Consider the following 24,306-nt stretch of genomic DNA (forward strand, 5'->3'; position numbering starts at 1 on the left):
TGTTTGATCTCAAGCCCAGAGTCATCTGGCCTTCCAGGATCGACGCCGAGTTGACCGCCCTAGGTGCGGGCTGACCCGCCCCGAGTGCGTGCCGGCCACCCAACAGTGCGCACGCTTCGATTCCTGACTCTATGCAACGCAACCGCTTAAGGACCACCATGAATTCAACAACCTACACGCCGTTGGGTGCCAGCGGCCTGAAGGTATCGCGGCTATGGCTGGGCACCATGACCTTTGGGGATCGCACGGACGAACCCGAGGCCGCACGCATTGTCGGTGCCGCCATCGATGCCGGCATCAATGCGATTGATACCGCCAACTCCTATGCACAAGGCGAGTCCGAGCGCATCACCGGGCGGTTGATCGCGCAGCGCCGCGACCATTGGGTGCTGGCCACGAAACTGGCCAATCCCACTGGTGAGGGGCCCAACGACAGTGGCACTTCGCGGCGCCACGTGGTGCAGGCAGCGAATGCCAGCCTGCAGCGCCTGGGCACCGACTGGATCGACTTGCTGTACCTGCACCGCGACGATCAAAGCACGCCCATGGAGGAAACCGCCAGCGCGATGGGCCGGCTGATAGCCGACGGCAAGATCCGCTACTGGGGCGTGTCGAACTTCCGCGGCTGGCGCATCGCCCGCCTGGTCGAGACCTGCCGCGCGATGGGCGTGCCGCCCCCCATCGCCTGTCAGAGCCCTTACCACGTGATGGCGCGCGGCATCGAAGTTGAAGTTCTGCCTTGCTGCTCGCATCACGGTCTGGGCGTGGTCGGCTACAGCCCGCTGGCGCGCGGTGTGCTCAGTGCAAAGTACCAGGTCGATGCACCGCCGCCCCCCGGATCGCGCGCGGCAAACAACGATCGGCGCTTGATGCAAACCGAGTTCCGCCGCGAATCGATGTTGCTCGCAGAGCAGGCTGCAACTTATGCGCAGCAGCGTGGTGTGCCCCTGAGCCAACTTGCGCTGGGCTGGGTGCTCAACAACCGATTGATCAACAGTCTGATCGGCGGGCCGCGCACGCTGTCGCAGTGGCAGGACTACCTGAGCGCGATCGGCCAGCCCTTCAGCGCCGAAGACGAAGCCTTTTTCGATTCGCTGGTGCCGGCAGGCCATGCATCGACACCCGGCTACACCGACCCGCAATACCCGGTAACCGGACGGGTGCCGGCTGTCGGTGGCAACGAAAGCTAAAGCCACTGCCGCCACAAGCTCTTCAGCGCAGCATGACCCCATCGACGGGAACCTGCATGTGAGCGCAGCGATGGAACTGGGGAGCCTATTCGCCAGGATGCAGCGCCTACCTTTCCCATGCAATCTAAGGCAGATTCTCAACGGCGACTCCCCACACATCCTAGGGAAATCACCCATACATCTGAGCAAAACATTTGTTAACGTATACATTAATGAATCCACAGATCGCACCCATCTCGCAACCCGGTCTCGACACTGAGCTCACCGCCGTGGGTGTTGCGCTGACCCGCCCCGAATGTGTGCTGGCCACCCAATCGGGCGCGCTGTACACCGCCGACTGGCGCGGCGGCGTTTGCCAGATCGCTCCCGACGGCACCGAAACCCTGTTCACCGGCACCATGCCCGATGGTTTGACCGCCCGCCCCAACGGCATTGCCTTGCTCGTCGATGGCAGCTTTCTGATGGCGCAACTGGGCGACAGCGATGGCGGGGTGTACCGCCTGACCCGCGAGGGGCAAATCGCGCCCTGGTTGATGCAGGTCGACGGGATCGACTTGCCACCGAGCAATTACGTGGTGCAAGACGCCGCTGGCCGCACCTGGATCACGGTCAGCACCCGCTTGACCCCACGCGCCGCCGCTTACCGCGGCGATGTGGCCGATGGCTTCATCGTTTGCGTGCAAGCCGACGGCAGCGCCGCCATCGTGGCCGATGGCCTGGGTTACACCAACGAAGTGGCCCTGCACCCCAGCGGGCAATGGCTGTACGTGAACGAAACTTTTGGGCGCCGCCTTTCCCGCTTTCCCGTGGCGGCCGATGGCGCGCTGGGCGAGCGCGAAACCGTGACCGAATTTGGCGCGGGCACCTTCCCCGACGGCCTGGCGTTTGACGAAGACGGCTTCGCCTGGATCGTGAGCATCGTCAGCAACCGGCTGATCCGCGTGGCGCCCGATGGCGCTCAACAGATCTTTCTCGAAGACAACGAACCCGAGCACTTGGCCTGGGTGGAGGCGGCGTTCCAAAGCGCCACCATGGGCCGCCCCCATCTCGACGGCATCCGCAGCCAACGCCTGCGCAACATCTCCAGCATCGCCTTTGCCGGCCCCAACCGCCGCACCGGCGTGCTGGGTTGCCTGCTCGGCAACAGCCTGCAAACCTTGACCATGCCCGCCGCCGGCGTGGCCCCCTTTCACTGGAATTTTCCATGAGCCTACCAATCGCTGCCACCTCTTTGGTGGACACCGCCTACGACTTGATCCGGCGCCGTATTCTCGACAACGTATGGCCGCCAGGCCACCGCGCGCTGGAGCAAGAAGTGGCGCTGGCGCTGGGCATGAGCCGCACGCCGGTTCGCGAAGCGCTGGTGCGCTTGGAAAACGATGGTTTGGTGGAAGTGGTGCCGCGCCATGGCATGCGCGTGTTGCCGGTTTCGCCCACCGATATGCGCGAGATTTACGAAATCCTGACCGCGCTGGAATGCATGGCCGCAGAGATCGTGGCCCGCCGCAAGCCCAGCGACGCAGAACTGCAGCCCTTGATCCAGGCCACGGCTGACATGGATCAAGCCCTCGCGGAAGACGACCTCAATGCCTGGGCCGCCGCGGACGAACGCTTTCACGCGGCCCTGATCGAGCTCTCAGGCAACCGCCAGCTCGCCGCCACGGTCTGGAACTACTGGGACCGCGCCCACCGCGCCCGCATGTTCAGTTTGCGCCTGCGGCCCAAGCCTGTGAATTCGACCCAGGAGCACACGGCGCTGGTAGACCGCCTGCGCGATGGCGACGCCGCCGGCGCTGCCCAGGTCAACCGCGAACACCGCGAACGCGCCAGCCGCGAACTGCTGGTGATTTTTGAGCAATTCAAGCTCGCACAGATGTAACCCCAAACACCATGAAACAACTCTCTATTGCGGTATTGCCCGGCGATGGCATCGGTCCCGAAGTCATGGACAGCGCCTTGCAGGTGCTCCAAGCGGTCGGAACCCGAATCGACCGCCAGTTCGTCACCCAGCACCACCCCGCTGGCGCGCAAAACTATGTGGACACCGGTGAATCGCTCCCCGAGTCCACCCTGGCGGCCTGCCGCGCCGCCGATGCCATTCTGTTTGGCGCCATGGGCTTGCCCCACGTGCGCGGCGCCGACGGCACGGAAATCATTCCCCAACTCGACATCCGGTTTGCGCTCGACCTCTACGCCGGCGTGCGCCCGGTGCGCACCTGGCCGGGCTTGCCCGTGCCCCTCTCAGACCCGCGCGCCACAGCGATCGATCTGGTGTTGGTACGCGAAAACACCGAAGGTCTCTTCTATGCCCGCGGTCGCGGCGTTGTAGAAGCTGACGCCGTGTACGACACACAAAAAATCAGCCGAGCAGGCACCACGCGCATCGTCGATTTCGCCCTGAAACTCGCCGAAGACCGGGCCAAGCTCGGCAAGCCCGGCAAGGTCACCAACGTGGACAAGGCCAACGTCTTTGCCTCGATGGCCTTCTGGCGCCAGATCTTCGAAGAACGCGCCAAGCTGCACCCCAGCGTCCAAACCGAAAACGCCTATGTGGATGCCATGGCGCTGAACCTGGTGCTCAAGCCCTGGCAATACGACGTGCTGGTCACCGAAAACATGTTCGGCGACATCCTGTCCGACCTCATCGCCTCGCTCGTGGGCGGCATGGGCATGGCGCCATCGGGCGACATCGGCGACCACCACGGCCTGTTCCAGCCCGCCCACGGCACCGCGCCCGACATCGCCGGCCAAGGCATTGCCAACCCGACCGCGATGATTCTCTCGGCCGCCATGATGCTCGACTGGCTGGCCATTCGCCAACAAGACGACGCGCTCGCCGTGGGCGCGCGCACCATCGAAAACGCAGTGCAAGCAGCCTTCGTCAGCCAATCGGTTCGCCCCCGAGAGTTCGGCGGTACCAGCGGCACGGCAGACATCACCCGCGCGGTGCTGGAGCGGCTGTGAGCCAGCGCATCGCCATCGTTGGAGCCGGGTACTTTGCACAGTTCCATGTGCAGGGCTGGCAAGCGGCGGGGGCCACGGTGGTGGCACTGTGCGACACCGACTTGACCAAAGCCCAGGCCATGGCCACGCGGTTTGGAGTTGCCGAGGTGTTCAGCGACGCCGCGACCATGATCGAAGAACTGAGCCCCGACGTGGTCGATGTCGTGCTGCCCCCCGGCGCCCAAGCTCCGGTGGTTCGCGCCGCACTGGCTAAGGGCATTGCGACCGTGTGCCAGAAGCCCTTTGGCGTCGACATTGCACAAGCAACGGCCCTGACCGAAGAAGCGGAGCGTCTGGACACGCCTCTGGTGATCCACGAAAACTTCCGTTTCAGCCCCTGGTATCGGGAGTGCAAGCGTTTGATGGATGCGGGTCATTTTGGCCGGGTACACGGCATCACGTTCCGGCTGCGCACAGGCGACGGTCAAGGCCCGAATGCCTACCTCGACCGCCAACCCTATTTCCAGCAGATGCCGCGCCTGCTCATCCGGGAAACCGGCGTGCACTACGTGGACACCTTCCGCTACCTGATGGGCGACGTGGTCGCGGTGACCGCCCGCCTGCGCCGCCTCAACCCGCACATCGCGGGCGAAGATGCCGGCTTGGTGATTTTCGAGTTTGCAGACCAACGCCAAGGCCTGTTCGATGGAAACCGCCTCAACGACCACACAGCCGACAACCCGCGCACCACCTTGGGCGAAATGTGGCTCGAAGGGGAACGCGGCGTGATGCGGCTGGATGGCAACGCCCGGCTCTGGTGGAAGCCCCATCACGGCACCGAAAGCCAGCACGCCTACGAAGGCACCACCGAAGGCCCGCATGGCGGCGCATGCACCGCATTGCACGCCCATGTGCTGGCCCATTTGAACAACGCTTCCCCGTTGCAAAACAGCGCCCGGGACTACCTGGAAATCTTGCGCATCGAGGAAGCCATTTATCACTCACACGCCAGTGGACGCAGGGTCTTGCTGGCGGATTTTCAACCCCAAGACCCCGCCAACTGAAGGAGACAAACATGAAAGCCATTCGATACACCCTGATCGCCGCTGCGGCCACGCTGAGTTTCTCGGCCGCCCAGGCGCAGACCGTGCTGAAGTTCAGCCACACCGACCAGCAATCGGGCGCCCGCCAGGCCGCCGCCGAGGTATTTGCCAAGAAGGTGGAAGAGCTCACCCAGGGCCGCTACGTGGTGCGCACCTTCTGCTGCAGCCAACTCGGCAACGATCCCAAGAACATCGAGCAGCTCGCGCTCGGCGGAATCGACTTCACGGTGTCGGCCACCGGCTCCTATGCGACCCATGTGCCCACCCTCAACCTGACCATGTTGCCTTTCCTGGTGGACAACTACCAGCAAGGCTGGAAGCTCTACGACGAGAGCAAATGGCTCAAGGCCCAGTTCGACAAGGCACCCGAAAAAGGTTTCCGTTTTCTGTCCACCTGGGAAGCCGGTTTTCGCAGCATGACCACCAAGGAGCCGCTGAACTCGCCCGAGGATGCCAAGGGCAAGAAGCTGCGCACGTTCCCCAACGAAATGATGCGCTGGACACTGGAAGCCATGGGCTTCAACATTCAGATCATGCCCTTGCCCGAGGTCTACCTCGCCATCCAGCAGGGCGCGGTGTCAGGCCAGGAAAACCCGATCGACACCATCTTCTCGAACAAGTTTTATGAAGTGGCGCCCAACGTCACCCTGACCAACCACGTCTACAGCCCGATCCCGCTGGCGGTCAGCGAAAAAACCTGGCAGAAATTCTCGGAAGCCGATCGCAAAGCCGTCACCGAAGCCGCGCAGATTGCCGCCAAATTCAGCCGCGAGCTGATCTCGGGCAACGACGCCAAACAGCTGGCCGAAATGACCAAAAAAGGCGCCAAGGTCAACGCCAAACCCGATGTGGAAGCCTTCCGCAAGGCAGTGCAACCGGTGTATGGCCAGGCCCGTGAGAAGTTTGGGGCCGATGTCGACGCTTTCCTCAAAGACGCCGAAATGGTGCGGGCCAGCGTCAAGTAAACCGCCATGACACACGCCCCCCTGCTCGGCCCGCAGTCTCCCGCACCCCTGCCTCTTCGCTTGCTCGGTCGCCTGGTCGACTGGACGGTGATTGCTATCGGCGCGACGATGGCCACGATGGTGTTTTTCAACGTCAGCCTGCACATCATCAACAAGGACCTGGCCTGGGTCACAGAGTTTGGCGAGCTCCTGCTGGTCTGGGTCACTTTCCTGGGGGGCGCGTGTGCCGTGCAACGGGGCTCTCACATGAGCATCACCGAGTTCATCGACAAACTCAATCCAGCGCAGCGCCGGTGGGCCGATGCGGTGGTGCAAACCATTTGCCTGGGCATGCTCGTGGTGCTCACCTATTACGGCTGGAACCTGGTGGAAGTCAACTGGGGCAACCAGCTCACCGTGCTCGGCTGGCCTGTGGCTATCCAGTACATGGGCATGGCCGTGGGCAGCAGCTTGATGCTGGTCTTCATGTGCTGGGACCTCTGGCAAATCCTGGCGGGCGTGCCCCGCGATCAACGCTACCCTGCTTCGGAGTAACCCCGTGCTAGCCCTCACACTTTTTGGCGTCTTCTTCCTGATCGCGCTGGCAGGGGTTCCCCTGCTCTTCTCCATACTCGTGACCACCGTGGGCATCATCTGGGCCCAGAACCTCGGTCACCCGATGGAGACCATCTTCCTGTCCTTCATCGGCGGCGTGGAACCCTTCATCTTGCTGGCGGTGCCACTGTTTGTCTTCGCCGGCGAGTTGCTCGCGCAAGGCGGTGTGGGCAAGCGCATTGTGGAATTCGCCCGCGTGCTGTTCGGGTGGTTGCCCGGTGGCCTGGGCGTGGTCACGGTCATCAGCTGCACCATGTTTGGCGGCGTCTCCGGCTCAGCCATTGCCGACACAGCTGCCATTGGTTCGCTGGTGATCCCCTCCATGATTGCAAGGGGGTATTCGCGTGGCTTTGCGGCCGCCCTGCTGGCCGTCGCGGGTACCATTGCCCTGCTGATGCCGCTGTCGATTCCGTTCCTGATATACGCCTTCATCTCAGGCGTGTCCATGCGCACCCTTTCAATGGCCGGCCTGCTGCCCGCCATCGCCTCGGCCATTGCGCTGATCGTGGTGTGCATGTGGCACGGCAAAAAGTCGGGTTGCGACACGGGTGAAGACCGCTCGACGCTGAAGGAAATCTGGACCGCCACCCGCGACGCTGGCCCCGCGCTGTTGATGCCCATCATCATCATCGGCGGCATCTGGACCGGTGTGTTCACGCCGAGTGAGTCCGCCGCCATTGCCGTGTTCTACGGCCTGATCGTGTCACTGTTCTATTACAAAGACCTGTCCTGGCGCCGCATCCCCCAGCTGCTGCTCAACGCGTTCATCACCAGCGCCACGGTCATGCTGGTGATTGGTGCCACGGGCGCTATGGCCTGGTTGATCACCGTCGAGCAGGTGGCGGTGCAAATGGCCGCATGGATTCAGGTGGTGGCCACCGAGCCCTGGATGTTCCTGATGCTCTTCAACGTCTGCCTGTTGCTGCTGGGCATTTTCATCGAACCGTTGCCCGCCATGTTGCTGTCGGCGCCGCTGTTCCTGCCGCTGGCCAAACACTTTGAGATGGACATGGTGCACATCGGCGTCGTGATGACGGCCAACCTGGCCATTGCGTTGTACACCCCCCCGGTGGGCGGCACGTTGTTCGTCGCCGCCAAACTGGCCAAGGTGGGCATTGGGGAAATCACCAAACACCTGTGGCCGCTCATGGCCGCCACATTCACCGTGGTGCTCCTGATCACCTACATTCCTGCGCTATCGACCTGGCTGCCCCGCCTGATCCAGTCGATGTCCAACTGACGTCCGATTCCGAGAACCGCCCCATGCAAGCCCTTGTTGTTGATTTCCACATCCACCCCGGTTTTGAAGACGCTTTTGAGACCGCCATTTGCGACAACGCACGCAGTTCGCTGGAGCAGGAACCGGGATGCCACATGTTTGATGTGTGCCGTGACCCGGCCGATCCGGGTCTGTTCTTCCTGTACGAGCTCTACACGGATGAAGCGGCTGTGCAAGCCCATCTGGAAGCACCGCACTTCAAAAGCATGAGCGAACTCACCGCCACCTGGGTGGCCTCCAAGCGCGTCCAGCGCTTGCGGCGCCTCTGAGAACGGGGATAAAAAGCGGTCGAAACAAGACCGTTTAGCCCCTGCGGCTTGGCCTTGGCCGCAATGGCTGGCATGATGCTGGGTTTGACCGACGCGATCCAGCATTTATTCATGAGCGAACAAGCCTCCGACACCCCAGACCCGATCGCCCCCACCGAGGCGTCGCCAGAGCCCCAAGACCAGCCAACAGGCGAGGCGAGGCCGCCCCGTCCTGCAGGTCGCCGCAACAACAAGCCGAACAACGCCGGCAGCGGTCGCGGGGGTGCACGCAACAACGCGGCGCCGGCGGCCCGCCAGCACCCTGTGCTCGATCAGTTGGCCACCCTGTACCCGGCCCTGTTTGGCGAAACGCTGCTGCCACTCAAGCGCGGCATCTTCCAGGACCTGCTCGCCGCCCAGCCCGAAGCGCTGGACAAAGACGGGCTGAAAGCCGCCCTGGCCCTGCACACGCGCTCCAGCCGCTACCTGACTGCTGTGGCTGCGGGACTGCAGCGCCACGATCTGGCGGGTGAACCGGTGGAAATCCTGGCGCCTGAGCACGTGCACCACGCGCTGATCGAAGTGTTCCGCCGCCGCGGCGCGCGCAGCCGCGAAGACCTGCGCCCCAAAATGCGCCAGCGCATTGCAGCCGCCTTTGAGGTCTCAGGCCTCTCGCGCGACGCCTACCTGGAGCTCGTTTCGGGCAAGGACGAAGAAGTCAACCAGATCACCGCCGACGCGGTCGAGGCCGCAGCCAGTGGCATCGCACGCGACGAGGCCTTGCTGCGCACCTTTGAGGCCAGCGGCAAAAATCTCAACGAGTTCGCGGACATGTACGGCTTGCATGTGCTCGACGCCAACCGCACGCTGGAACGCGCCAAGGCCCGGCGCGACCAGTCGGCTCCGGTGACATGAAGCTCGCCAGGCCCGGCGGCCCTCAGGCCGCCGGCATGGTGAACACCGTCAGCACGCCGGTGTAACCGTACAACTGCTGATGGGCGATTTCGCCATTGGCAAAAAACCCCACCAGCGGTACATCGCCCAACGCGCGGCGCACGGTTTGCAGTTCAGCACTCGGTGAACCGAAGTGGGGCCCTCCCCGACCTGAGCAGCTCACGTACACCGCCCCGGCGATGCGCAGCGTTAGAGCGGGAGCGGTGCTGTCGAGTTCGGCGGCGCCCAGCGCTGCTGCCGCCTCCACGCTGATCTCTTCGGGCTCCAGCTCTTCGCGAATCTCGGCGCACACACGCATGAGGTCGGCCCGCGCCGCCTGCACATGGCGCTCACAAAACGCCATGTGGGTCCCCACCGGCGGCTGGTCCGCAATGGCCACGCCCTTTCGGCCGGGATCGAGACCGATCAGGTGGCGCACCGTGACTTCGGGCCCGAATTGTCCTCGTGCATGGCGCATGCCTGGCGAAGCGGCGTCATCGGGCATGTGCTGGGGTTGCGTCAAGCCCACCAGGGTGCTGCGCAATTTGGGCATCGCCTGCTCCGGCTGCTCCAGTGAAATGCCCAACTCTTTCACCAACACATCCAACGCGGGCTGACCATCGAGGGACAGGACCAGGTTGCCGTCAACCGCGGTGATCTCGTGTTCCGGCCCGACCGGCTGTGCGCCCTGGGTCACACGAGAGATCAGCTGCACCCCAGGGCCAAAGGCAACACCGCTGAGCCCTCCGAAAAACACGCCTCCAGCCGCGCCTTGCCCGCGCAGGTGGCCGGCGCTGCTGGTGGCGAACTGCACGTCAACGGTGCGGCTGCCCGCCAGTCCGCCGAAAACATAGCCCGATGCGGTGCGTTGCGCGATCTCCGCGATGAGCTCGGGCAGATCGGGGGTTCGACCATCGGCATGCACCAGCGCGGTGTGTGCCACAAAGCCCTCATTGCCTTGGCCGCTCACGGCCAACGGGGCCACGCCGCTGAACACCCGGTACTGATCGGGGCTGAGGTCGCACAACATGATGGCCATGGCCGGCTCATCGAAGTACTCCACATTGTTGGCCGCGATGCCCACACCCACGGTTCCCGCCCAATCCGTCACCTCGGGCAGCTCGGCACTCAGGTGTTCAAGAATCGCCTGCGCATCGGTCGCGTAGTGATCGGTCACGTAGATCAGGCCCAGCGATGGCGAGGCTGCATAGTCCGGCAGGGCCATCAGGGCGCGCAGCTGGGCCAGGACCAAAGCGGCGGCCATGCGCCATTGAGGGTGGGTGGCGTGGGCGTATGGGAATCGTTTCATGCAGCATGGAGATGATGCCGGCTGATGGGATCAGGCCAGCATCAAGGGACACGTTAAGACTTGGAGGCGCGGCGGCCAGATGCGGCCTTGGCCGCAGGTTTCTTGCGGGCACTGCCCACGGATTTTTTGCCGGCGGGACGAGGCACAGGTGCCGACGCCGATTTCCGCGCGGGTTTGGGCGCCGTTGCGGGCGCTTGAAAGCCTGGGAAAAATACCGCCGGCAAGGGCCAGTCGCCCATGGACAGTGGCTGAGCCGTTGCGGCTTTGGGTGCACTCTTGCTGGCCACTTTCGGCGTGGCTCTGGTGCGGGGTTTTTCCTTGGCCTTGACCTTTGGTGCCGGCTGAGCGGGCTTTGTCGCGCCGCTGCCCGTCACGGCGCGCGCGGCGGCCTTGCCCATGCCCGCTGCCATGCCCACATTGCGCGCCACCGTGCCCGTGACCTTGCCGGCCACGCCCGTCGCGGTTTTCACGGCCTGCTCGGTCAGCCCCGACGCCACATGCCGCGTGGTGTCCAGCGTGGTCTGCTTGGCCACATCTTTCATGGCATTGGCCGCGATGTTCTGGAACTGCTGTGACAAAGCACCCCACCATTGCACCGGGTCGACCACCCCGCCTTGAGGCCCGGCCTTCGCTGTTGCCCCATCCGGAGCCATGGAGGGCGCACTGGCCACAGGTGCAGGTACAGGCGCTGGGGCCGCCTCGAATGGCATGGGCGCAGGGGGCAACCCATAGGTGCGCGGAGGCACTTCCAGACCGGCAAAGGTGGTGGTGGGCGGGGGTGCAGGAGGCTGCCCGGTGAAGCTGGAAACAGTTTCCGCCGCCTTGATCTTCAGCGCATTGGCTACATCACCCAGGCTGAAATTCATCTGGTGCAAGGTCGCCAGTGTCATTTTCTGGACTTCCAGCGCCTGGATCGTCGCGCTCAGCGCCTTGGTGTTCTGGTCCAGCCAGAAATGCACCGCCTTCAGTTCTTCGATGCGCTTTTCCAGGTCTTCGACGTTGACGGTGGGCGCAACCCAGTGACTCAGGTTGGGCAGCTGGGGGAGGCTGTTGCCCAACCCCTGTGCCATCCCCCCCGCCGCTTGGCCGGCCAGGCTCTGCAAAAACTCAAAGCCGGGGACAAATTTGCCGAAACCGCTGCCGGACGTGTCGCTCATGGATGTCTCCTGGTGGATCTTCTTGAAAATCGCGCTGTTCAGTCGTCCACACCATACCGTGGGGCACGCCGTTCGCGCAAGGATGCCACACCTTCGTGTACATCGGGACCGGCAAAACCCATGAATTCCAACGCCAGCGAAGTATCAAACGATGGACCCGCCTGGCGCAGCCAGTTGTTGAGCGAATACTTGGTCCAGCGGATGGCAGTCTGGCTGCCACTGGCCAGACGGTCGGCGACCTCATAGGCCTTGGGGAGCAAATCGGCCTCCTCCACCGCCAGCGACACCAGACCGATGCGCTCGGCCTCTTCACCGGTGATGGGATCGCACAACAGAAGGTAGTACTTCGCTTTGGCCAGCCCGCACAGCAGCGGCCAGACGATCGCGGCGTGATCGCCCGCGGCAACACCGAGCCGGGTATGCCCATCCACGATCTTGGCACTTTTGGCGGCAATCGAAATATCGGCCAGCAAGCCGGCCACCAGGCCTGCGCCCACCGCTGGACCATGCATGGCGCTCACGATGGGTTTGTCGCAATTGATGACGTTGTAAACCAAATCCCGGGCCTCTTTCCAGACCCGGGTGCGCACCTCAAAATCGGTGGCCATGTCCTGCACCAGCGCCAGGTCACCGCCGCCGGAGAAGCCCAGGCCACTGCCCCGCAACACCGCGCAGCGCACGCTGTCGTCCCGGCCCACATCACGCCAGATTTCGCTCAGTTCCCAATGCCCTTCATGCCCGGCCGTGGGCAGCTTGCCATTGCCACCGGGCCCATCGGCCCGCATCTGGATATCGAGCACGCTGGGCACGCCGCCCACCAGAGGGCCTCGGCGGGCAATGTTCAGGGTCTGGTAACGGCTGTAGTCAACGGTTGGCATGGAAGTGTCTCCTGGAGATGGCCTGCAGTGCGGATCTGCGGCTTGTTTGAATCGACCCACACCATTCTGCCGTGCACCCGCTCGGAACTGCCGATTGACCTGCATCAAGCCCCGCCACCAGGCAACAGCGCAACATGGAGGCATGGGTGATCAATCAACGACACCTCGATACCAGGAGCCCACATGAACCCACCGATTTCAGACACCTTTTCCCAGCAGCTTCAAGGCATGCGCACGGCCCTGCTGGATCAGCTGCGCAGCCAGCGAGGCGGTGAGATCAACCGCGCCGAAGCCGCCGCCGAAGCGCGGGACCAGCAAAGCGACGACTGGTCCAAAGCCGATGCCGATCGCGACCTGGCTGCGGCACTGGAGGAGCGCGAGTCGGCCGAACTCGTGGCGATCGACGAAGCCCTCAAACGCGTGGCCGACGGCAGTTTTGGGCTGTGCCTGGACTGCGGCATGAGCATTCCAAATGCCCGGTTGCACGCCAACCCCACCGCGTTGCGCTGTGTGGCCTGCCAGGAGAAGCTGGAGCTCGCCCATGGCAGCGCAATGCCGGCCGGTTATTGAATGCCCTGTTTTTTCACCTTGAACTTCTATAGATTGGAACCCAACCCATGACCACTTTCCACGCCATTGTCTGGATGGACCACAGCCAAGCCCATGTCCTGATGTTTGACCGGGAACACGTCGAAGCCGAGCGCATCAAGGCGCGCAGCCACCACACGCCCAAGCACGGGCATGTGGGTGCCGACAAGGATTTCTTTCAGCAGATCGCAGGTGCGCTGATCGACGTCACGGAAGTGCTGTTGACCGGGCCAGCGAACGCCAAACTGGAGTTCCGCGACTTCTGCAAACACCAGGCGCATGCGGTGGACAAAGCCATTGTCGACGTGGTGACCACCGACCACCCGAGCGACCCCCAGCTTGTGGCCATGGCGCGCCAGTATTTCCTCAAACACGACCAGCTCGCCGAAGACCCTTCGAAACGCTGAAATTCGGGGCAGGCCGCCCGGCTTGTCCAAGGTTCGTCCGGGCGCCAGCAAGGCCGTTGTGCCAGCGGCTTCCCAGCCCCTGCTTCTTGGTATGCTGCGCGCATGAACGAAGACACGCCCAACCAGGCGCTGCACACCCGCAGCCTGTTCCATTTCGCCTTCCACGTCCGGGATCTGGACGACGCCCGGCGCTTCTACGGCGAGGTGCTGGGTTGCTCGGAGGGGCGCAGCACCGACACCTGGGTGGATTTCGACTTTTTCAGCCACCAGATTTCGCTGCACCTCGGTGAGCCCTTCCCCACCACACGCACCGGCCGCGTCGGAGACCACATGGTGCCCATGCCCCACTTTGGCCTGGTGTTGCTGCTCCCACAGTGGCGGGCTCTGGCCCTTCGGCTGGAAACGGCGGACGTGGACTTCGTGCTGCAGCCTCAGGTCCGGTTCGAAGGCCTGCCAGGCGAACAGTGGACCATGTTTTTTTGCGACCCCTCGGGCAATCCGATCGAGGTCAAGGGCTTCGCCTCACTGGATCAGGTCTACGCAGCCTGAAGGCTGGCGCACAAAGCCCGACCTGGGCGGCGGGGCAGCCCGATCCAAGCGCCCCGGGGCCATGGTGTTCAGCTGTTGGGCGCTGCGATTTTCTGATCGATCGCACCAAAAAGGCTCAGGCCATCTTTGCCCTTCATTTCGATACGGATGGTATCGCCGAACTTCATGAATTCGGTCGAGGGCTTGCCGTTGAGAATGGTCTCGATGCAGCGTTTCTCGGCGATGCAACTGTAGCCCTTGGGCCATTCCGTTTTGCCATCGGCGCCGGGCACGCCCTTGTTGCTCACCGTACCGCTGCCCACGATAGAGCCGGCGCGCACATTGCGGGTCTTGCCGATGTGGGCAATGAGCTGTCCAAAGTGGAAGGTCATTTCAGGGCCGGCGTCGCACATGCCGACCTTGCGGCCGTTCCAGGTGCTCTCCATGGTGAGGTGGACACGCCCGCCCTGCCAGGCATCGCCCAGCTCGTCGGGCGTCACCGCCACAGGGCCGAAGGCGCTGGCGGGCTTGCTCTGGAAGAAGCCAAAGCCCTTGGCCAGTTCGGCCGGGATCAGGTTGCGCAGGGATACATCGTTGACCAGCATCAAGAGGCGCACACCCTCCAGCGCCTGCTCTGGCGTACAGCCCATGGCCACATCACCCGTGACCACAGCGACCTCAGCTTCGAAGTCGATACCAAAGTCTTCGCTGGGCACGATCACGTCGTCGCGGGGGCCGATAAAATCGTCACCACCGCCCTGGTACATCAGGGGATCGGTGTAGAACGTCTCGGGCACTTCGCTGTTGCGGGCGGCGCGCACCAGTTCCACATGGTTGATGTACGCCGAGCCGTCAGCCCACTGATAAGTGCGGGGCAACGGCGCCATGCACTGCGCCGGATCAAACGGAAAAGCGTGGCGCGCCTTGCCCTGATTGAGGGTCACGTACAGATCGTGCAACTGAGGCGAAATGAAGTTCCAGTCGTCCAGCGCCTGCTGCAGCTTGCTGGCGATGCCCGTCGCATAATGAGCGGTTGACAGGTCGCGCGACACCACCACGAGTTGTCCGTCGCGCGAGCCGTCTTTGTAAGTGGCGAGTTTCATGCAAGTCTCCTGCTGCCCACCAAGGGCGGTGTTGTTCTGGATTTTGCACGGATCGACCCCCCTGAGGGGCACTCTGTGCAAAACCGCCCGTGTTTATGATTACGAATAGTGAAATTGGTTAACCTATCCGTAAGCTCGGATTTTAGACCAAAGTCCGTTCACGCGTGAAGTTGCTCGCGAACGGCCCCCTCTTTTCTACTCCACCTCCATGCCCGCCACTCAGCCCACCTCCGTCCGCCGCACCGTGTCCAGCGCAGCGTCCGCCAAGCCTGCTGGCAGCGAGAGCCTGCGCGCGGGCATCCAGTCGGTGGAGGTGGGGTTCGAGCTGCTCAACGCATTGTCCAACGCATCCGGCGCGCTCATGCTGCGCGACCTGGCCGCCGCCGCGGGCATGAGCGCGGCCAAAGCGCACCGGTACCTGGTCAGCTTCCAGCGCATGGGGCTGGTGATCCAGGACCCGGTCAGCACCCGATACGACCTCGGCCCGGCTGCACTGCGCATCGGCCTGGCCAGCTTGAGCCGTATGGACGCCGTCAAGCTGGCCCGGGAGCGCATGGCCGATCTGCTGACGCAGACCGGCCACGTACTCGCCATCGCCGTGTGGGGCAACCAGGGGCCCACCATGGTTCACTGGGTAGAAGCCATGCAAACCGTCCCGGTCACTTTGCGCCTGGGCGACGTGATGCCCTTGCTGACCTCGGCAACCGGCCGCTGCTTCGCCGCCTTCATGGGATCCGAAGGGCGCGACGCCCAGCGCATCTTGCCCATGATCAAGGACGAACTCACCCGGCTGAAGAAACTGCCCCCGGGCGGCCCCTCGCTGCCCGACGTTCCCCTGTCCATGGCCGAAGTCGATGCAGTGCTGGCCGAAGCCCGCCAGCAAGGACAGGCCCGTGTGGTGCACAGCCTCCTGCCCGGCGTGGCCGGGTTCTGCGCACCGGTGTTTGATGCCCAGGGGCGATTGGCCATGGGCATCGTGGTGCTGGGCTCGGTGGCCACGCTGGATACCCGGTGGGATTCGGCGCCGGCACAAGCCCTCTTGAATTGCGCCCGACAGCTCAGCGCTGACCTGGGTCACCAGCCCCAACAACCGGGCACAGACGCATGAGCTCCCGCATTTCGCGTGCGATCGGATCCGCGCCCGCCAAACCGGTGCTGGCGGGCTTGACCGCCCTGGTATTGGCCGGTCATTGGTTTGCATTGGGCGGTCAGTTGCCAACCTGGTGGGGCGAGGGAAACAAATCGAGCGATCCGACATCGCTGTCCAACGCTGACACACCCGCTGCCGCAGCCCGGGCCGCCGGTCTTCCGCCTCCGCCCGCACCCGAGGCCCCTGCTGCTCAAGTGGCCATCAGCACGGTGCGCTGGATCGTGCCCGCGCCGCCGCCTGCACCACCAACACCCGCCCCTCCGCCACACAAAAAAGTGTCGAAGAAACCTGCGCCGCCGCCCGAGCCGCCTGAACCCGACGACACAGCGGCCGTCGAAGCCTTGATAGACGACACACCCACCTTCGAGCTGCCGGCCGAACCGATGCGGGGCCTAGAGGCGCTTGTGCCCACCGAGGTGAGCGAGCCAAGCGATGCCACCCCAGACCAACCCGCCCAGCCGTCCGAGCCCGGTGACAACACCACCGCGAAAGCGGCCCCCTCTGCGAGCGATGAAGCCAGCAGCGGCCCAGCCGCCGCCGCGCCACTGCCGCCCGCCCGACTGCCCCCCAGCGCCAACCTGAGCTACGGCGTGGCCGGCCAAATCAAGGGATTGAATTACCAGGCGGGAGGGGAACTGAGGTGGCGCCAAGACGGCTCCACCTACGAAGCCCGCCAGGAGGTGAGCGTCTTCCTCCTGGGCAGCATCGTCCAGACCAGTACCGGTCAGGTGAATGCCGCCGGGCTGGCGCCCGACCGGTTCAGCGACAAACGCCGCAAAGAAAAGTCGGCGGAGTTCGATCGCAAGACCCAGAGCATCCGGTACAGCAACAACGCCAGGGTCGACACGCTGCTGGCAGGCGCCCAGGATCAGGTCTCCATCAGCCTGCAGCTCGGCGGTTTGCTCAACGCCAACCCCCAATACACCGAGGGTCAGACACTGAGCCTGCCCGTCTCGGGTGCCAGCTCCACCGAAACCTGGAGCTTCGACATCGGCCCGGAAGCGACCCTGGATCTGCCGGCCGGACCCCTCCTCACACGGGTGCTCACGCGCCAGCCGCGGCACAAGGGCGACAAGACGGTCCAGATATGGCTGGCCCCCACACTGGAAAATTTGCCGGTGCGTATCAGAATCTCGGAATCCAACGGCGACTTCCTTGATCAGCTGCTGGACGAGATGCCCTCGCTCTCTGCGGGCACTCCGGCCTCCTGAGCCCGGTGCCAACACACTTTGCCCTGGGCTTAAGGGCTGAAAAGTGCCCAAAAACACACGCATCTTGAAACTTCAGGCTTGCGCACCATATAAATCTTCATCAGGCCTGCAGTTTGTACCGCGGTTGCCGATATAAAGACCATAGGACCAAGGGTTTCACTTCTACAAGGAATTTCCATCATGAACATGCTTTACGATTCGGATGCCTTTGCCGTGATGCACATCCTCGCCAACGCCGTCGCGGAGGGCGAAGTGCCCACGCAGGCCGGCCCTCAAATCCCGCGCCACGGTTTTGAAATCGTGGACAAGCGCGTCGGAAAAGAGGTTTACCTCGATGGCTCCTGGGCCGAAATGTTCCAGATCCAGATCACAGCCTGGCAAGAGAACACCCCCTCGCAGGAAGAGGTGGAAGACACCCTGGAAGGCTACGCCACGCTGGCCCAAACGCCGATGGTGGTGCACTGAGGACTGGCCCGCCCCTGCGCCGGCCCGATGCTCGAGCCGCCACCCCCTCAATGGGGCCGTGCTGTCGGCCCGGCAAAGCCGGTCCCGCGGCACGCTGAAGCTGGAACCATCTCACACTATGCGCCCGGCTCATGCCGGGCTTTTTTACGTCAGGCGTCGCCTGCTCCACCAGTGGTAAACCGGTTCCGCGAGGATCAACACGGCCACAAGGCGGCAAACCTGGAATGCCGTGACCACCGGCACGCCCAGCTGCAACACCTTCGCTGTGATCGACATCTCTGCAATACCGCCCGGTGAAGTGCCCAGAATCATGGTGGCCGGGTGCAGGCCCGTCAACTGAGCCAATCCCCAGGCAAAGGCCGCGCACAGGCCCATCATCACCAGGCTCGCCACGCCAACCGACGCCAGCCAGCGAGGAGCCGTGTGAACAAAGGCCGGCGTGAACCGCACGCCCAGGCTCGCCCCGATCAGCAGCTGCGCACTTGCGCTCAGCCAGCCGGGTATCGCACTGAATTGCACATCGGCCAAGGTGAACAAGAGCGTGACCATCAAAGCCCCCATAAACCAGGGGTTGGCGCGCCCTAGACGCTGCATCACCAGCGCCCCCACCAGCGTCAGCAGGCCCAGCGACACCAAACCGACGGGATGTACTTCACGCACCCCCAGCGTGGACAAATCCAGTGGGGCCACACCCCAGATTTGCATGGCGAAAGGGATGGTGACCGTGACCAGCAATACCCGAAGGCTGTGGGCCGCGGCCACCAGATCGGTGCGCGCGCCCTGGCGCTCAGCGATCAAGGTCATCTCCGAGGCCCCCCCGATCGCCCCTGAGAAATAACTGGTGATGCGCAGCTGTTCCGCACTCACGCCGGCCAGGCGTCCCGCGTGCAACCGGCGCAGCCAGGCACCAAACCCCAGGCCCAGGCCCAGCGCCCAGATCACCCCCAACACCACGGCCCACCACAGGCCGGCAATCAGCGCACCGACCTCGGGCGTGAAATACAGCCCCAGCGCCGAGCCAATCACCCATTGGCCTGTGTTGCGCAGCGGTGTCCAGCTCTCGGTCGGCACACCCACCATGGACACCAGCGACACCACCACCAACGGCCCGATCATCCAGGGAATGGGCGTGTGCAACCCAACACACGCCAAGGCAGCGCCGAGCGCGATCAGCAAAGTGGACAGCACGCGCCACCATGACGCGGGGGGAGAAAAACGAACCAACATGGGCGTAGGAATTGGCAAAGTGCCGGAGAAAGCTGAGCCGGGTAGTATCACCAGATGCACTGTCGATTGGCTGTCACGCTCATCACGTCCCTGTCTCTGGCTGCCTGCAGCCTGTGGCAACAAACGGTCACGCCCACCGAGCTGCCGCCCGCCATGATCCTCTTGCTGGGTGAGCAACACGACGCCGATGCCCACCAAACCCTGCAGCGAAAGGTGGTCATCCAACTCGGGCGCGAGGGACGGCTCGAGGCCGTGGTACTGGAAATGGCGGAACAAGGCCGCGACACGCGCGGACTTCCCGCCCGCGCCACTGAGGCCTTGGTGCGCGAACGCCTGCAATGGGACGACGAGGCCTGGCCCTGGCGCCGCTACGGGCCGGTCGTGATGTCGGCCGTGCGGGCCGAGGTACCCGTGGTCGGTGGCAATTTGCCGCGCGCTGCCATGGTTGACGTCATGCGGGACCCTTCACGGGACGCCGCGCTGGACGACAAGGCCCGGGCCCGCCAGACCGAAGACATCCGGCTCAGCCACTGCGGACTGCTGCCCGAGTCTCAATTGCCCGGCATGGTGCGTATCCAGATCGCACGCGATCAGGCACTGGCCGGGACGGTCGCTGGCCTGGTGAAAACCGGCCACAGCGTGGTGCTGATCGCTGGCGCTCGGCATGTGGCGCGCGATCTGGGCGTTCCGCGCCACTGGCGCCCCGCGCTGCGGGCAGAGGCACACGTGGTGCTCATGCAGGCCGGCGGCGACACCACGGCGCCAGCCGAAGGGGCCGATGTGGTCTGGGCCACACCCGCCCTCCCCGAAAAAGACCATTGCGCCGACCTGCGCGCCCGCTGGGCCCGCTGAGTGCGCCCAGAAGCCTGGACAAGCCGCCGTCAGCGCCCTTCCAGCCAAAGCCAGGCCATACCCAGCAAGGCCACACCCAGCAGGGCCATACCGATCTTGACCCAGCTCTTGGGGTACTCACCCGCCACCTGTCCGGTGGCGCCATTGATCACCACCTGAAAATCGCGGGACCCGTATTGGTACCCCACCAGCCAGATGGGCAACAAGACATGCTTGAAAGTCTGGCCGTCGAACCGGGCATCCACCTGCAGACTGCGGTGGGTGTCGGCATGGATGTCCTGCGCGCACATCTGACGAACAGCGCTCACCATGCGCTGACGCCCCTGCTCGGCCGCGCCGACCAGATCCAGCTGGTAACGCTCCACTGTCCAGCCACTCAGGTAGCCGGGGTCATAGGGTTTGAGTCGATCGGTCGTGGTGGGAAACGGCTCGACCGCTTGCACCAAGTGGGGGTGGACGCCACGTGAACCGCACACCAGCGTGTCATCAAAAAAATGGTCGATCCGGCCCGACACCTGGCGCCAGCGGACCTCGCGTTTGTTCTGGCTGTTCTTGTAGTACGTGCCTGCCTCGGCGGTGTAGGCCGCGCTGACCTGCGCATCAAAGGTCCAGTACGGCAGGTAGACCCCGTGCAGCGTGTCGGTCAGCGCTTTCTGGTTGAGGTTGTTCGGCGCCCACCAGCGCGAGCCATACCACTGGCGCACGCGGTCGCGTGCGCCCGGCTCGTCCACAGCAAACGGCAACAGGGTCTCGGGCCGGATGATGTCGCCGGTTTCTTCAAACGGCACCAGCGCGGTCGAGCCACAAAAATCGCAGGCCTTGCCTTGCTGCACAGCCGAGAACACGCTGATGGCCTGGCAATGCCGGCACCGCACCGGGCGGCGATCGTCTTGCCAGCCACGTGCGCTGTCGGGCACCGCCTTGAGCGCGGCCACCAGATCGTGCTCGACCACCTCACCGCCATCTTTCAACGTATAGGGCGATTCGGTGCCGCAATAGGCGCACACCAGCGCCTGCTTGGCAGGGTTCCACTGGGCTTCGCCCCCGCAGGCCGGACACGCCAGCTTTTGCTGCGCCGACAGCTCGCTCAGCTGCATGGCGGGCTCAGCCTTTCAGGAACTCATCCAGCGCCGCATGTGGAATGCGCCACTGGCTGCCGATCTTGCGGCCCTTGAGCGTCCCGGCTTCCAGCTCCTGCATCACATCGGCCGGGGTCACCCCCAGGGTCTGCGCCACCTGCTCAGGCGTGAACACCGTCAAAGGCCCGGGCGCACCAGCGACCGGAGCCGCCCCGGGGACGAACCCCGGCTGTGCCTGCGGTTGTGCCCCTGCGCCGCCTTGCAACATCGCTTGACCCATGGACAACCCAGCGGCCATTTCCGCACCTATGCCGGCTGCGCCCGCCTTGCCTTCGGCCAGGGCATTGCCCATGTTGTACTTCACGTAGTCGTTGAGGTTGCCGATCGCCGTCATGGCACCACGCTTGTCAATGGCCTGCTCCAGCTCGGGCGGCACCGACACGTTTTCCAGCACGAATGCGGTGAGTTCCAGCCCGTACTTCTCACGCATCACGAAATTGAGCGGCTCCAGCAAAGCCGAGCCCAGTTCACCGTAGCGCGTGGCCACATCCAGAGCCGGCACCTTGGCCGTGGCCAGGGCTTCGCTGAAGACGCTGACGATGCGCGAGCGCATCACGTCGTTGAACTCGTCCAGTCGGAAATGGTGGTCGGTGCCCGCGATCTCTTTCAGGAACAGCACGGGGTTCACGATCTTGAAATCGTAGGTGCCGAAAGCGCGCATGCGGACCACGCCGAAGTCGGCGTCCCGCATCATCACCGGATTGGACGTACCCCATTTGTTGCCCGTGAAGACCCGGGTGGTGACGTAGTAGACGTCGGCCTTGAAGGGCGTCTGAAACTTGTATTTCCAGCCCAGCAAATCGCTGATGATGGGAATGTTTTCCGTCTTGAGCGTGTGTTTGCCCGGGCCCAGGGTGTCGGCGTACTGGCCCACATACACAAACTGCGCCACCTGCCCTTCGCGCACGATCAGCTGCGCCTCGTTCTTGATCTGCTTGTCGTCATCCGGGAAGCGGTAAGACAGCGTGTCGCGCGAATCGTCCACCCACTCGATGACGTCGATGAACTGGCGGTTGATGAAATCCATGAGGGCCATGTGCTGCTCCAGAGGTTCAGGGAATAGGAGGGAGAAAACGGTCAGCGAGCATCGTACCAAGTTGGCTGCCACAACACATGACACCGGCAGCCTGCGACAATGCGCAGGCCATGCAACACACCTACGTTCTTACCCTCTCCTGCCAGGACCGCCCTGGCATCGTGCACGCTGTATCGGGCTTCCTGCTCGATCGCGGCGGCAACATCGAAGAAGCTGCGCAGTACAACGACCACGCCACCGGCCTGTTCTTCCTGCGCGTTCAATTCACCTGCAACCAGGTCACCGAGGACGATCTGCGCCTGGGCCTGAAGCTGTTTGCCGAGCCCTTTGCCATGCAATGGAGCCTGCATCCTCTGGCCGAACCGATGAAGACCGTGATCTTCGTCAGCAAGGACGGCCACTGCCTCAACGACCTCATGTTCCGCTGGAAAAGCGGTTTGCTGAGGCTGGACATTCGCGCCATCGTGAGCAACCACCGGGATTTTTACCAGCTCGCTGCCGGCTACAACGTGCCGTTTCACCACATTCCGCTGACGGCAGCCACCAAAGCCCAAGGCGAGGCCAAGCAGCTGGAGATCATCCGCAGCGAAGGCGCTGAGCTCGTGGTGCTGGCGCGCTACATGCAAATTTTAAGCAACGACCTGTGCCGCGAACTCTCCGGCAAAGCCATCAACATCCACCACAGTTTTCTGCCCAGCTTCAAGGGCGCCAAGCCTTACCACCAGGCGCATGACCGTGGCGTGAAGCTCATCGGTGCCACCGCGCACTACGTGACCGCCGATCTGGACGAAGGCCCCATCATTGAGCAAGATGTGGCCCGCGTGGACCACACCGATGGCGTGGAAGATCTGACGGCCTTGGGCCGCGACACCGAGGGCCAGGTGCTGGCACGCGCCGTCAAATGGCACAGCGAGCACCGGGTGCTGGTCAACGGTCACAAGACTGTGGTGTTCAAGTGAACAGGGCGCCCCCAGGTGCAACCCCGCGGGTTGCCTCCCCCACTGGGGAGATACACGTCCGCTTGGGGCGGACGTGCGCATCGCGCCTGGGTCGGACCACCGCTCTCGGTGCCCTTGAGGTGTCGACATGACGGTCCGCATTCCGCCCATCCAGTGCCTGCTGACTTTTGAGGCGCTCGCCCGCTTGCGCAGCGTCACCCAAACCAGCGAGGAGCTGTGTGTCACGCCCAGTGCCGTGAGCCACCGCATCAAACAACTGGAACAGATTCTGGGCACCAAGTTGTTCGGCCGGGCAGATTTTTCACTCACCACCGAGGGCTGCGAATACCTGGCGCATGTGCGGGAAGGCCTGGCCACGCTGCAGAAATTTCCCAGTCACGCGGCCACGCCGGGCCGCCGCAAGCTGCGTCTGGCGGTCACCCCCACTTTTGCGCGCTCCATCCTGCTGCCACGCCTCAAACAGTTCAGCGAGGCTTACCCCGAGATTGACATCACGCTCCAGGTCAGCATTCCCCTGCTTGATGTCGTCGCCGAAGACGCCGACCTGATGATCCGCTTTGGAACTGGTCGCTATGCGGATGTGGAGCACGTCTGCCTGATGAAAGACGACGTCACGCCGCTGGCGTCACCCGCCTTTGCCAGGGAAAACGGGCCGTTCGAAACCCCCGAAGACCTGGAGGGCGTGCCGCTGCTGCGCAGCCCGCTGGAGCCGTGGCGCACCTGGTTTGCGGCCCACGATCTGGACTGGCCGGAGCCGGTAGAAGGCTCACAGTTCAACGACGTAGGGCTGATGTGCGACGGCGCGGCCGCCGGCATGGGCGTGGCACTGGTGCGATTGAAGCTCGCAGCGCCCTGGCTCGAGCATGGAACCCTGGTACCCCTGTATGAACGCCATGTGCCCAGCCCGCATGCCCACTACCTGTGCTGGCGCACCGGCACCATGGACCGCTGGGAGTGCGCCGCCTTCTCAGAGTGGCTGAAGAAGTCGATCGCCTGAACGGCGTCAAGCGGGGCCCAACGGCCCCGCAATCGTTTGGGTTGA

The 24,306-nt window shown here is 63.9% G+C and carries 26 protein-coding genes; 19 read left to right on the top strand and 7 right to left on the bottom strand.

Features of this window, described 5'->3' with window-relative positions:
- Positions 1-158: 158 nt before the first annotated feature.
- The 10 genes from E5678_RS14675 to E5678_RS14720 all read left to right on the top strand — a co-directional run bounded on the left by E5678_RS14675 (position 159) and on the right by E5678_RS14720 (position 9,237).
- A complete protein-coding gene (locus E5678_RS14675) occupies positions 159-1,190 on the top strand; it encodes an aldo/keto reductase (protein WP_136179212.1) in 1,032 nt (343 codons plus the stop codon).
- 212 nt (positions 1,191-1,402) lie between these two features.
- Positions 1,403-2,398 (top strand): SMP-30/gluconolactonase/LRE family protein, encoded by a 996-nt coding sequence (locus tag E5678_RS14680; RefSeq protein WP_136179213.1) that lies wholly within the window; start codon positions 1,403-1,405, stop codon positions 2,396-2,398.
- Positions 2,395-3,069, top strand: a complete 675-nt coding sequence (locus E5678_RS14685; RefSeq protein WP_136179214.1) for a GntR family transcriptional regulator — start codon at positions 2,395-2,397, stop codon at positions 3,067-3,069. The genes E5678_RS14680 and E5678_RS14685 overlap by 4 nt, the downstream gene beginning before the upstream one ends.
- 11 nt (positions 3,070-3,080) lie before the next feature.
- Positions 3,081-4,154 carry an isocitrate/isopropylmalate dehydrogenase family protein gene (locus tag E5678_RS14690; RefSeq protein WP_136179215.1) on the top strand — a complete coding sequence of 358 codons (1,074 nt, stop codon included), beginning with the start codon at positions 3,081-3,083 and terminating at the stop codon, positions 4,152-4,154.
- Positions 4,151-5,197, top strand: a complete 1,047-nt coding sequence (locus E5678_RS14695; RefSeq protein ID WP_136179216.1) for a Gfo/Idh/MocA family oxidoreductase — start codon at positions 4,151-4,153, stop codon at positions 5,195-5,197. Before E5678_RS14690 ends, E5678_RS14695 begins: the two co-directional genes overlap by 4 nt.
- An 11-nt stretch (positions 5,198-5,208) precedes the next feature.
- Complete coding sequence (locus E5678_RS14700) at positions 5,209-6,201, top strand: TRAP transporter substrate-binding protein (RefSeq protein WP_136179217.1); 993 nt, start codon at positions 5,209-5,211, stop codon at positions 6,199-6,201.
- A gap of 6 nt (positions 6,202-6,207) precedes the next feature.
- Positions 6,208-6,735, top strand: coding sequence for a TRAP transporter small permease (locus tag E5678_RS14705; protein WP_136179218.1), 528 nt, complete (start codon positions 6,208-6,210; stop codon positions 6,733-6,735).
- 4 nt (positions 6,736-6,739) lie between these two features.
- A complete protein-coding gene (locus E5678_RS14710; protein ID WP_136179219.1) occupies positions 6,740-8,035 on the top strand; it encodes a TRAP transporter large permease in 1,296 nt (431 codons plus the stop codon).
- A 23-nt stretch (positions 8,036-8,058) separates the two neighbouring features.
- Complete coding sequence (locus E5678_RS14715; RefSeq protein WP_136179220.1) at positions 8,059-8,343, top strand: putative quinol monooxygenase; 285 nt, start codon at positions 8,059-8,061, stop codon at positions 8,341-8,343.
- Positions 8,344-8,454: 111 nt separating this feature from the next.
- Positions 8,455-9,237 (top strand): ProQ/FINO family protein, encoded by a 783-nt coding sequence (locus E5678_RS14720; protein ID WP_136179221.1) that lies wholly within the window; start codon positions 8,455-8,457, stop codon positions 9,235-9,237.
- 22 nt (positions 9,238-9,259) lie between these two features.
- Here the strand turns inward: E5678_RS14720 and E5678_RS14725 are convergent, their stop codons facing one another.
- The 3 genes from E5678_RS14725 to E5678_RS14735 are packed head-to-tail and all read right to left on the bottom strand — an operon-like array spanning position 9,260 to position 12,599.
- On the bottom strand, positions 9,260-10,564 hold the full coding sequence (locus E5678_RS14725) for an FIST N-terminal domain-containing protein (protein ID WP_136179222.1): 1,305 nt from the start codon (positions 10,562-10,564) through the stop codon (positions 9,260-9,262).
- A 53-nt stretch (positions 10,565-10,617) separates the two neighbouring features.
- A complete protein-coding gene (locus E5678_RS14730) occupies positions 10,618-11,721 on the bottom strand; it encodes a PhaM family polyhydroxyalkanoate granule multifunctional regulatory protein (RefSeq protein WP_210731921.1) in 1,104 nt (367 codons plus the stop codon).
- A gap of 38 nt (positions 11,722-11,759) precedes the next feature.
- Positions 11,760-12,599 (bottom strand): enoyl-CoA hydratase/isomerase family protein, encoded by an 840-nt coding sequence (locus E5678_RS14735; protein WP_136179223.1) that lies wholly within the window; start codon positions 12,597-12,599, stop codon positions 11,760-11,762.
- 183 nt (positions 12,600-12,782) lie between these two features.
- On the opposite strand from E5678_RS14735, the gene E5678_RS14740 reads away from it, so the two are divergent.
- The 3 genes from E5678_RS14740 (at position 12,783) to E5678_RS14750 (ending at position 14,143) form a co-directional block, all read left to right on the top strand.
- Positions 12,783-13,169, top strand: a complete 387-nt coding sequence (locus tag E5678_RS14740; RefSeq protein ID WP_136179224.1) for a TraR/DksA family transcriptional regulator — start codon at positions 12,783-12,785, stop codon at positions 13,167-13,169.
- 47 nt (positions 13,170-13,216) lie between these two features.
- Positions 13,217-13,594: a hypothetical protein gene (locus E5678_RS14745; protein ID WP_136179225.1), complete on the top strand. Its 378-nt coding sequence runs from the start codon at positions 13,217-13,219 to the stop codon at positions 13,592-13,594.
- 102 nt (positions 13,595-13,696) lie between these two features.
- Positions 13,697-14,143, top strand: coding sequence for a VOC family protein (locus tag E5678_RS14750; RefSeq protein WP_136179226.1), 447 nt, complete (start codon positions 13,697-13,699; stop codon positions 14,141-14,143).
- A 68-nt stretch (positions 14,144-14,211) separates the two neighbouring features.
- Here E5678_RS14750 and E5678_RS14755 read toward each other — a convergent pair whose 3' ends face one another.
- A complete protein-coding gene (locus E5678_RS14755) occupies positions 14,212-15,225 on the bottom strand; it encodes a fumarylacetoacetate hydrolase family protein (RefSeq protein WP_136179227.1) in 1,014 nt (337 codons plus the stop codon).
- 208 nt (positions 15,226-15,433) lie between these two features.
- Here E5678_RS14755 and E5678_RS14760 point away from each other — a divergent pair, with 208 nt between their 5' ends.
- The 3 genes from E5678_RS14760 (at position 15,434) to E5678_RS14770 (ending at position 18,051) form a co-directional block, all read left to right on the top strand.
- Entirely contained in the window at positions 15,434-16,333 is a 900-nt protein-coding gene (locus E5678_RS14760) for an IclR family transcriptional regulator (RefSeq protein ID WP_136179228.1), read from the top strand.
- A complete protein-coding gene (locus E5678_RS14765; RefSeq protein ID WP_136179229.1) occupies positions 16,330-17,586 on the top strand; it encodes a DUF3108 domain-containing protein in 1,257 nt (418 codons plus the stop codon). Before E5678_RS14760 ends, E5678_RS14765 begins: the two co-directional genes overlap by 4 nt.
- Positions 17,587-17,766: 180 nt before the next feature.
- Positions 17,767-18,051, top strand: a complete 285-nt coding sequence (locus E5678_RS14770) for a DUF3567 domain-containing protein (RefSeq protein ID WP_136179230.1) — start codon at positions 17,767-17,769, stop codon at positions 18,049-18,051.
- A 144-nt stretch (positions 18,052-18,195) separates the two neighbouring features.
- On the opposite strand, the gene E5678_RS14775 is transcribed toward E5678_RS14770, so the two are convergent.
- Positions 18,196-19,278: an AbrB family transcriptional regulator gene (locus tag E5678_RS14775; protein WP_136179231.1), complete on the bottom strand. Its 1,083-nt coding sequence runs from the start codon at positions 19,276-19,278 to the stop codon at positions 18,196-18,198.
- Positions 19,279-19,332: 54 nt separating this feature from the next.
- Here E5678_RS14775 and E5678_RS14780 point away from each other — a divergent pair, with 54 nt between their 5' ends.
- On the top strand, positions 19,333-20,130 hold the full coding sequence (locus E5678_RS14780; RefSeq protein WP_136179232.1) for a ChaN family lipoprotein: 798 nt from the start codon (positions 19,333-19,335) through the stop codon (positions 20,128-20,130).
- Positions 20,131-20,159: 29 nt separating this feature from the next.
- Here E5678_RS14780 and E5678_RS14785 read toward each other — a convergent pair whose 3' ends face one another.
- Both E5678_RS14785 and E5678_RS14790 read right to left on the bottom strand, forming a co-directional pair.
- A complete protein-coding gene (locus E5678_RS14785) occupies positions 20,160-21,227 on the bottom strand; it encodes a zinc ribbon domain-containing protein (protein ID WP_136179233.1) in 1,068 nt (355 codons plus the stop codon).
- Positions 21,228-21,234: 7 nt separating this feature from the next.
- Positions 21,235-22,305 carry an SPFH and helix-turn-helix domain-containing protein gene (locus E5678_RS14790; RefSeq protein ID WP_136179234.1) on the bottom strand — a complete coding sequence of 357 codons (1,071 nt, stop codon included), beginning with the start codon at positions 22,303-22,305 and terminating at the stop codon, positions 21,235-21,237.
- 110 nt (positions 22,306-22,415) lie between these two features.
- Here E5678_RS14790 and purU point away from each other — a divergent pair, with 110 nt between their 5' ends.
- The gene (gene purU / locus E5678_RS14795; RefSeq protein ID WP_136179235.1) at positions 22,416-23,264 is read left to right on the top strand and encodes a formyltetrahydrofolate deformylase; all 849 of its coding nucleotides are present in this window, start codon (positions 22,416-22,418) and stop codon (positions 23,262-23,264) included.
- 127 nt (positions 23,265-23,391) lie between these two features.
- Positions 23,392-24,261: a LysR substrate-binding domain-containing protein gene (locus tag E5678_RS14800; protein WP_136179236.1), complete on the top strand. Its 870-nt coding sequence runs from the start codon at positions 23,392-23,394 to the stop codon at positions 24,259-24,261.
- The last annotated feature ends 45 nt before the right edge of the window (positions 24,262-24,306 follow it).

The sequence above is a fragment of the Hydrogenophaga sp. PAMC20947 genome, assembly GCF_004795855.1.
Classification (GTDB): Bacteria; Pseudomonadota; Gammaproteobacteria; order Burkholderiales; family Burkholderiaceae_C; genus Hydrogenophaga.

Bases quoted from the DNA above. Each gene is read 5' to 3' on its own strand.
- E5678_RS14775 (WP_136179231.1), bottom strand. From the start codon at position 19,278: ATGTTGGTTCGTTTTTCTCCCCCCGCGTCATGGTGGCGCGTGCTGTCC.
- E5678_RS14785 (WP_136179233.1), bottom strand. From the start codon at position 21,227: ATGCAGCTGAGCGAGCTGTCGGCGCAGCAAAAGCTGGCGTGTCCGGCC.
- E5678_RS14675 (WP_136179212.1), top strand. From the start codon at position 159: ATGAATTCAACAACCTACACGCCGTTGGGTGCCAGCGGCCTGAAGGTA.
- E5678_RS14790 (WP_136179234.1), bottom strand. From the start codon at position 22,305: ATGGCCCTCATGGATTTCATCAACCGCCAGTTCATCGACGTCATCGAG.
- E5678_RS14735 (WP_136179223.1), bottom strand. From the start codon at position 12,599: ATGCCAACCGTTGACTACAGCCGTTACCAGACCCTGAACATTGCCCGC.
- E5678_RS14700 (WP_136179217.1), top strand. From the start codon at position 5,209: ATGAAAGCCATTCGATACACCCTGATCGCCGCTGCGGCCACGCTGAGT.
- E5678_RS14730 (WP_210731921.1), bottom strand. From the start codon at position 11,721: ATGAGCGACACGTCCGGCAGCGGTTTCGGCAAATTTGTCCCCGGCTTT.
- E5678_RS14770 (WP_136179230.1), top strand. From the start codon at position 17,767: ATGAACATGCTTTACGATTCGGATGCCTTTGCCGTGATGCACATCCTC.
- E5678_RS14690 (WP_136179215.1), top strand. From the start codon at position 3,081: ATGAAACAACTCTCTATTGCGGTATTGCCCGGCGATGGCATCGGTCCC.
- E5678_RS14745 (WP_136179225.1), top strand. From the start codon at position 13,217: ATGACCACTTTCCACGCCATTGTCTGGATGGACCACAGCCAAGCCCAT.
- E5678_RS14720 (WP_136179221.1), top strand. From the start codon at position 8,455: ATGAGCGAACAAGCCTCCGACACCCCAGACCCGATCGCCCCCACCGAG.
- purU (WP_136179235.1), top strand. From the start codon at position 22,416: ATGCAACACACCTACGTTCTTACCCTCTCCTGCCAGGACCGCCCTGGC.
- E5678_RS14750 (WP_136179226.1), top strand. From the start codon at position 13,697: ATGAACGAAGACACGCCCAACCAGGCGCTGCACACCCGCAGCCTGTTC.
- E5678_RS14740 (WP_136179224.1), top strand. From the start codon at position 12,783: ATGAACCCACCGATTTCAGACACCTTTTCCCAGCAGCTTCAAGGCATG.
- E5678_RS14780 (WP_136179232.1), top strand. From the start codon at position 19,333: ATGCACTGTCGATTGGCTGTCACGCTCATCACGTCCCTGTCTCTGGCT.
- E5678_RS14765 (WP_136179229.1), top strand. From the start codon at position 16,330: ATGAGCTCCCGCATTTCGCGTGCGATCGGATCCGCGCCCGCCAAACCG.
- E5678_RS14800 (WP_136179236.1), top strand. From the start codon at position 23,392: ATGACGGTCCGCATTCCGCCCATCCAGTGCCTGCTGACTTTTGAGGCG.
- E5678_RS14680 (WP_136179213.1), top strand. From the start codon at position 1,403: ATGAATCCACAGATCGCACCCATCTCGCAACCCGGTCTCGACACTGAG.
- E5678_RS14715 (WP_136179220.1), top strand. From the start codon at position 8,059: ATGCAAGCCCTTGTTGTTGATTTCCACATCCACCCCGGTTTTGAAGAC.
- E5678_RS14760 (WP_136179228.1), top strand. From the start codon at position 15,434: ATGCCCGCCACTCAGCCCACCTCCGTCCGCCGCACCGTGTCCAGCGCA.
- E5678_RS14685 (WP_136179214.1), top strand. From the start codon at position 2,395: ATGAGCCTACCAATCGCTGCCACCTCTTTGGTGGACACCGCCTACGAC.
- E5678_RS14705 (WP_136179218.1), top strand. From the start codon at position 6,208: ATGACACACGCCCCCCTGCTCGGCCCGCAGTCTCCCGCACCCCTGCCT.
- E5678_RS14755 (WP_136179227.1), bottom strand. From the start codon at position 15,225: ATGAAACTCGCCACTTACAAAGACGGCTCGCGCGACGGACAACTCGTG.
- E5678_RS14725 (WP_136179222.1), bottom strand. From the start codon at position 10,564: ATGAAACGATTCCCATACGCCCACGCCACCCACCCTCAATGGCGCATG.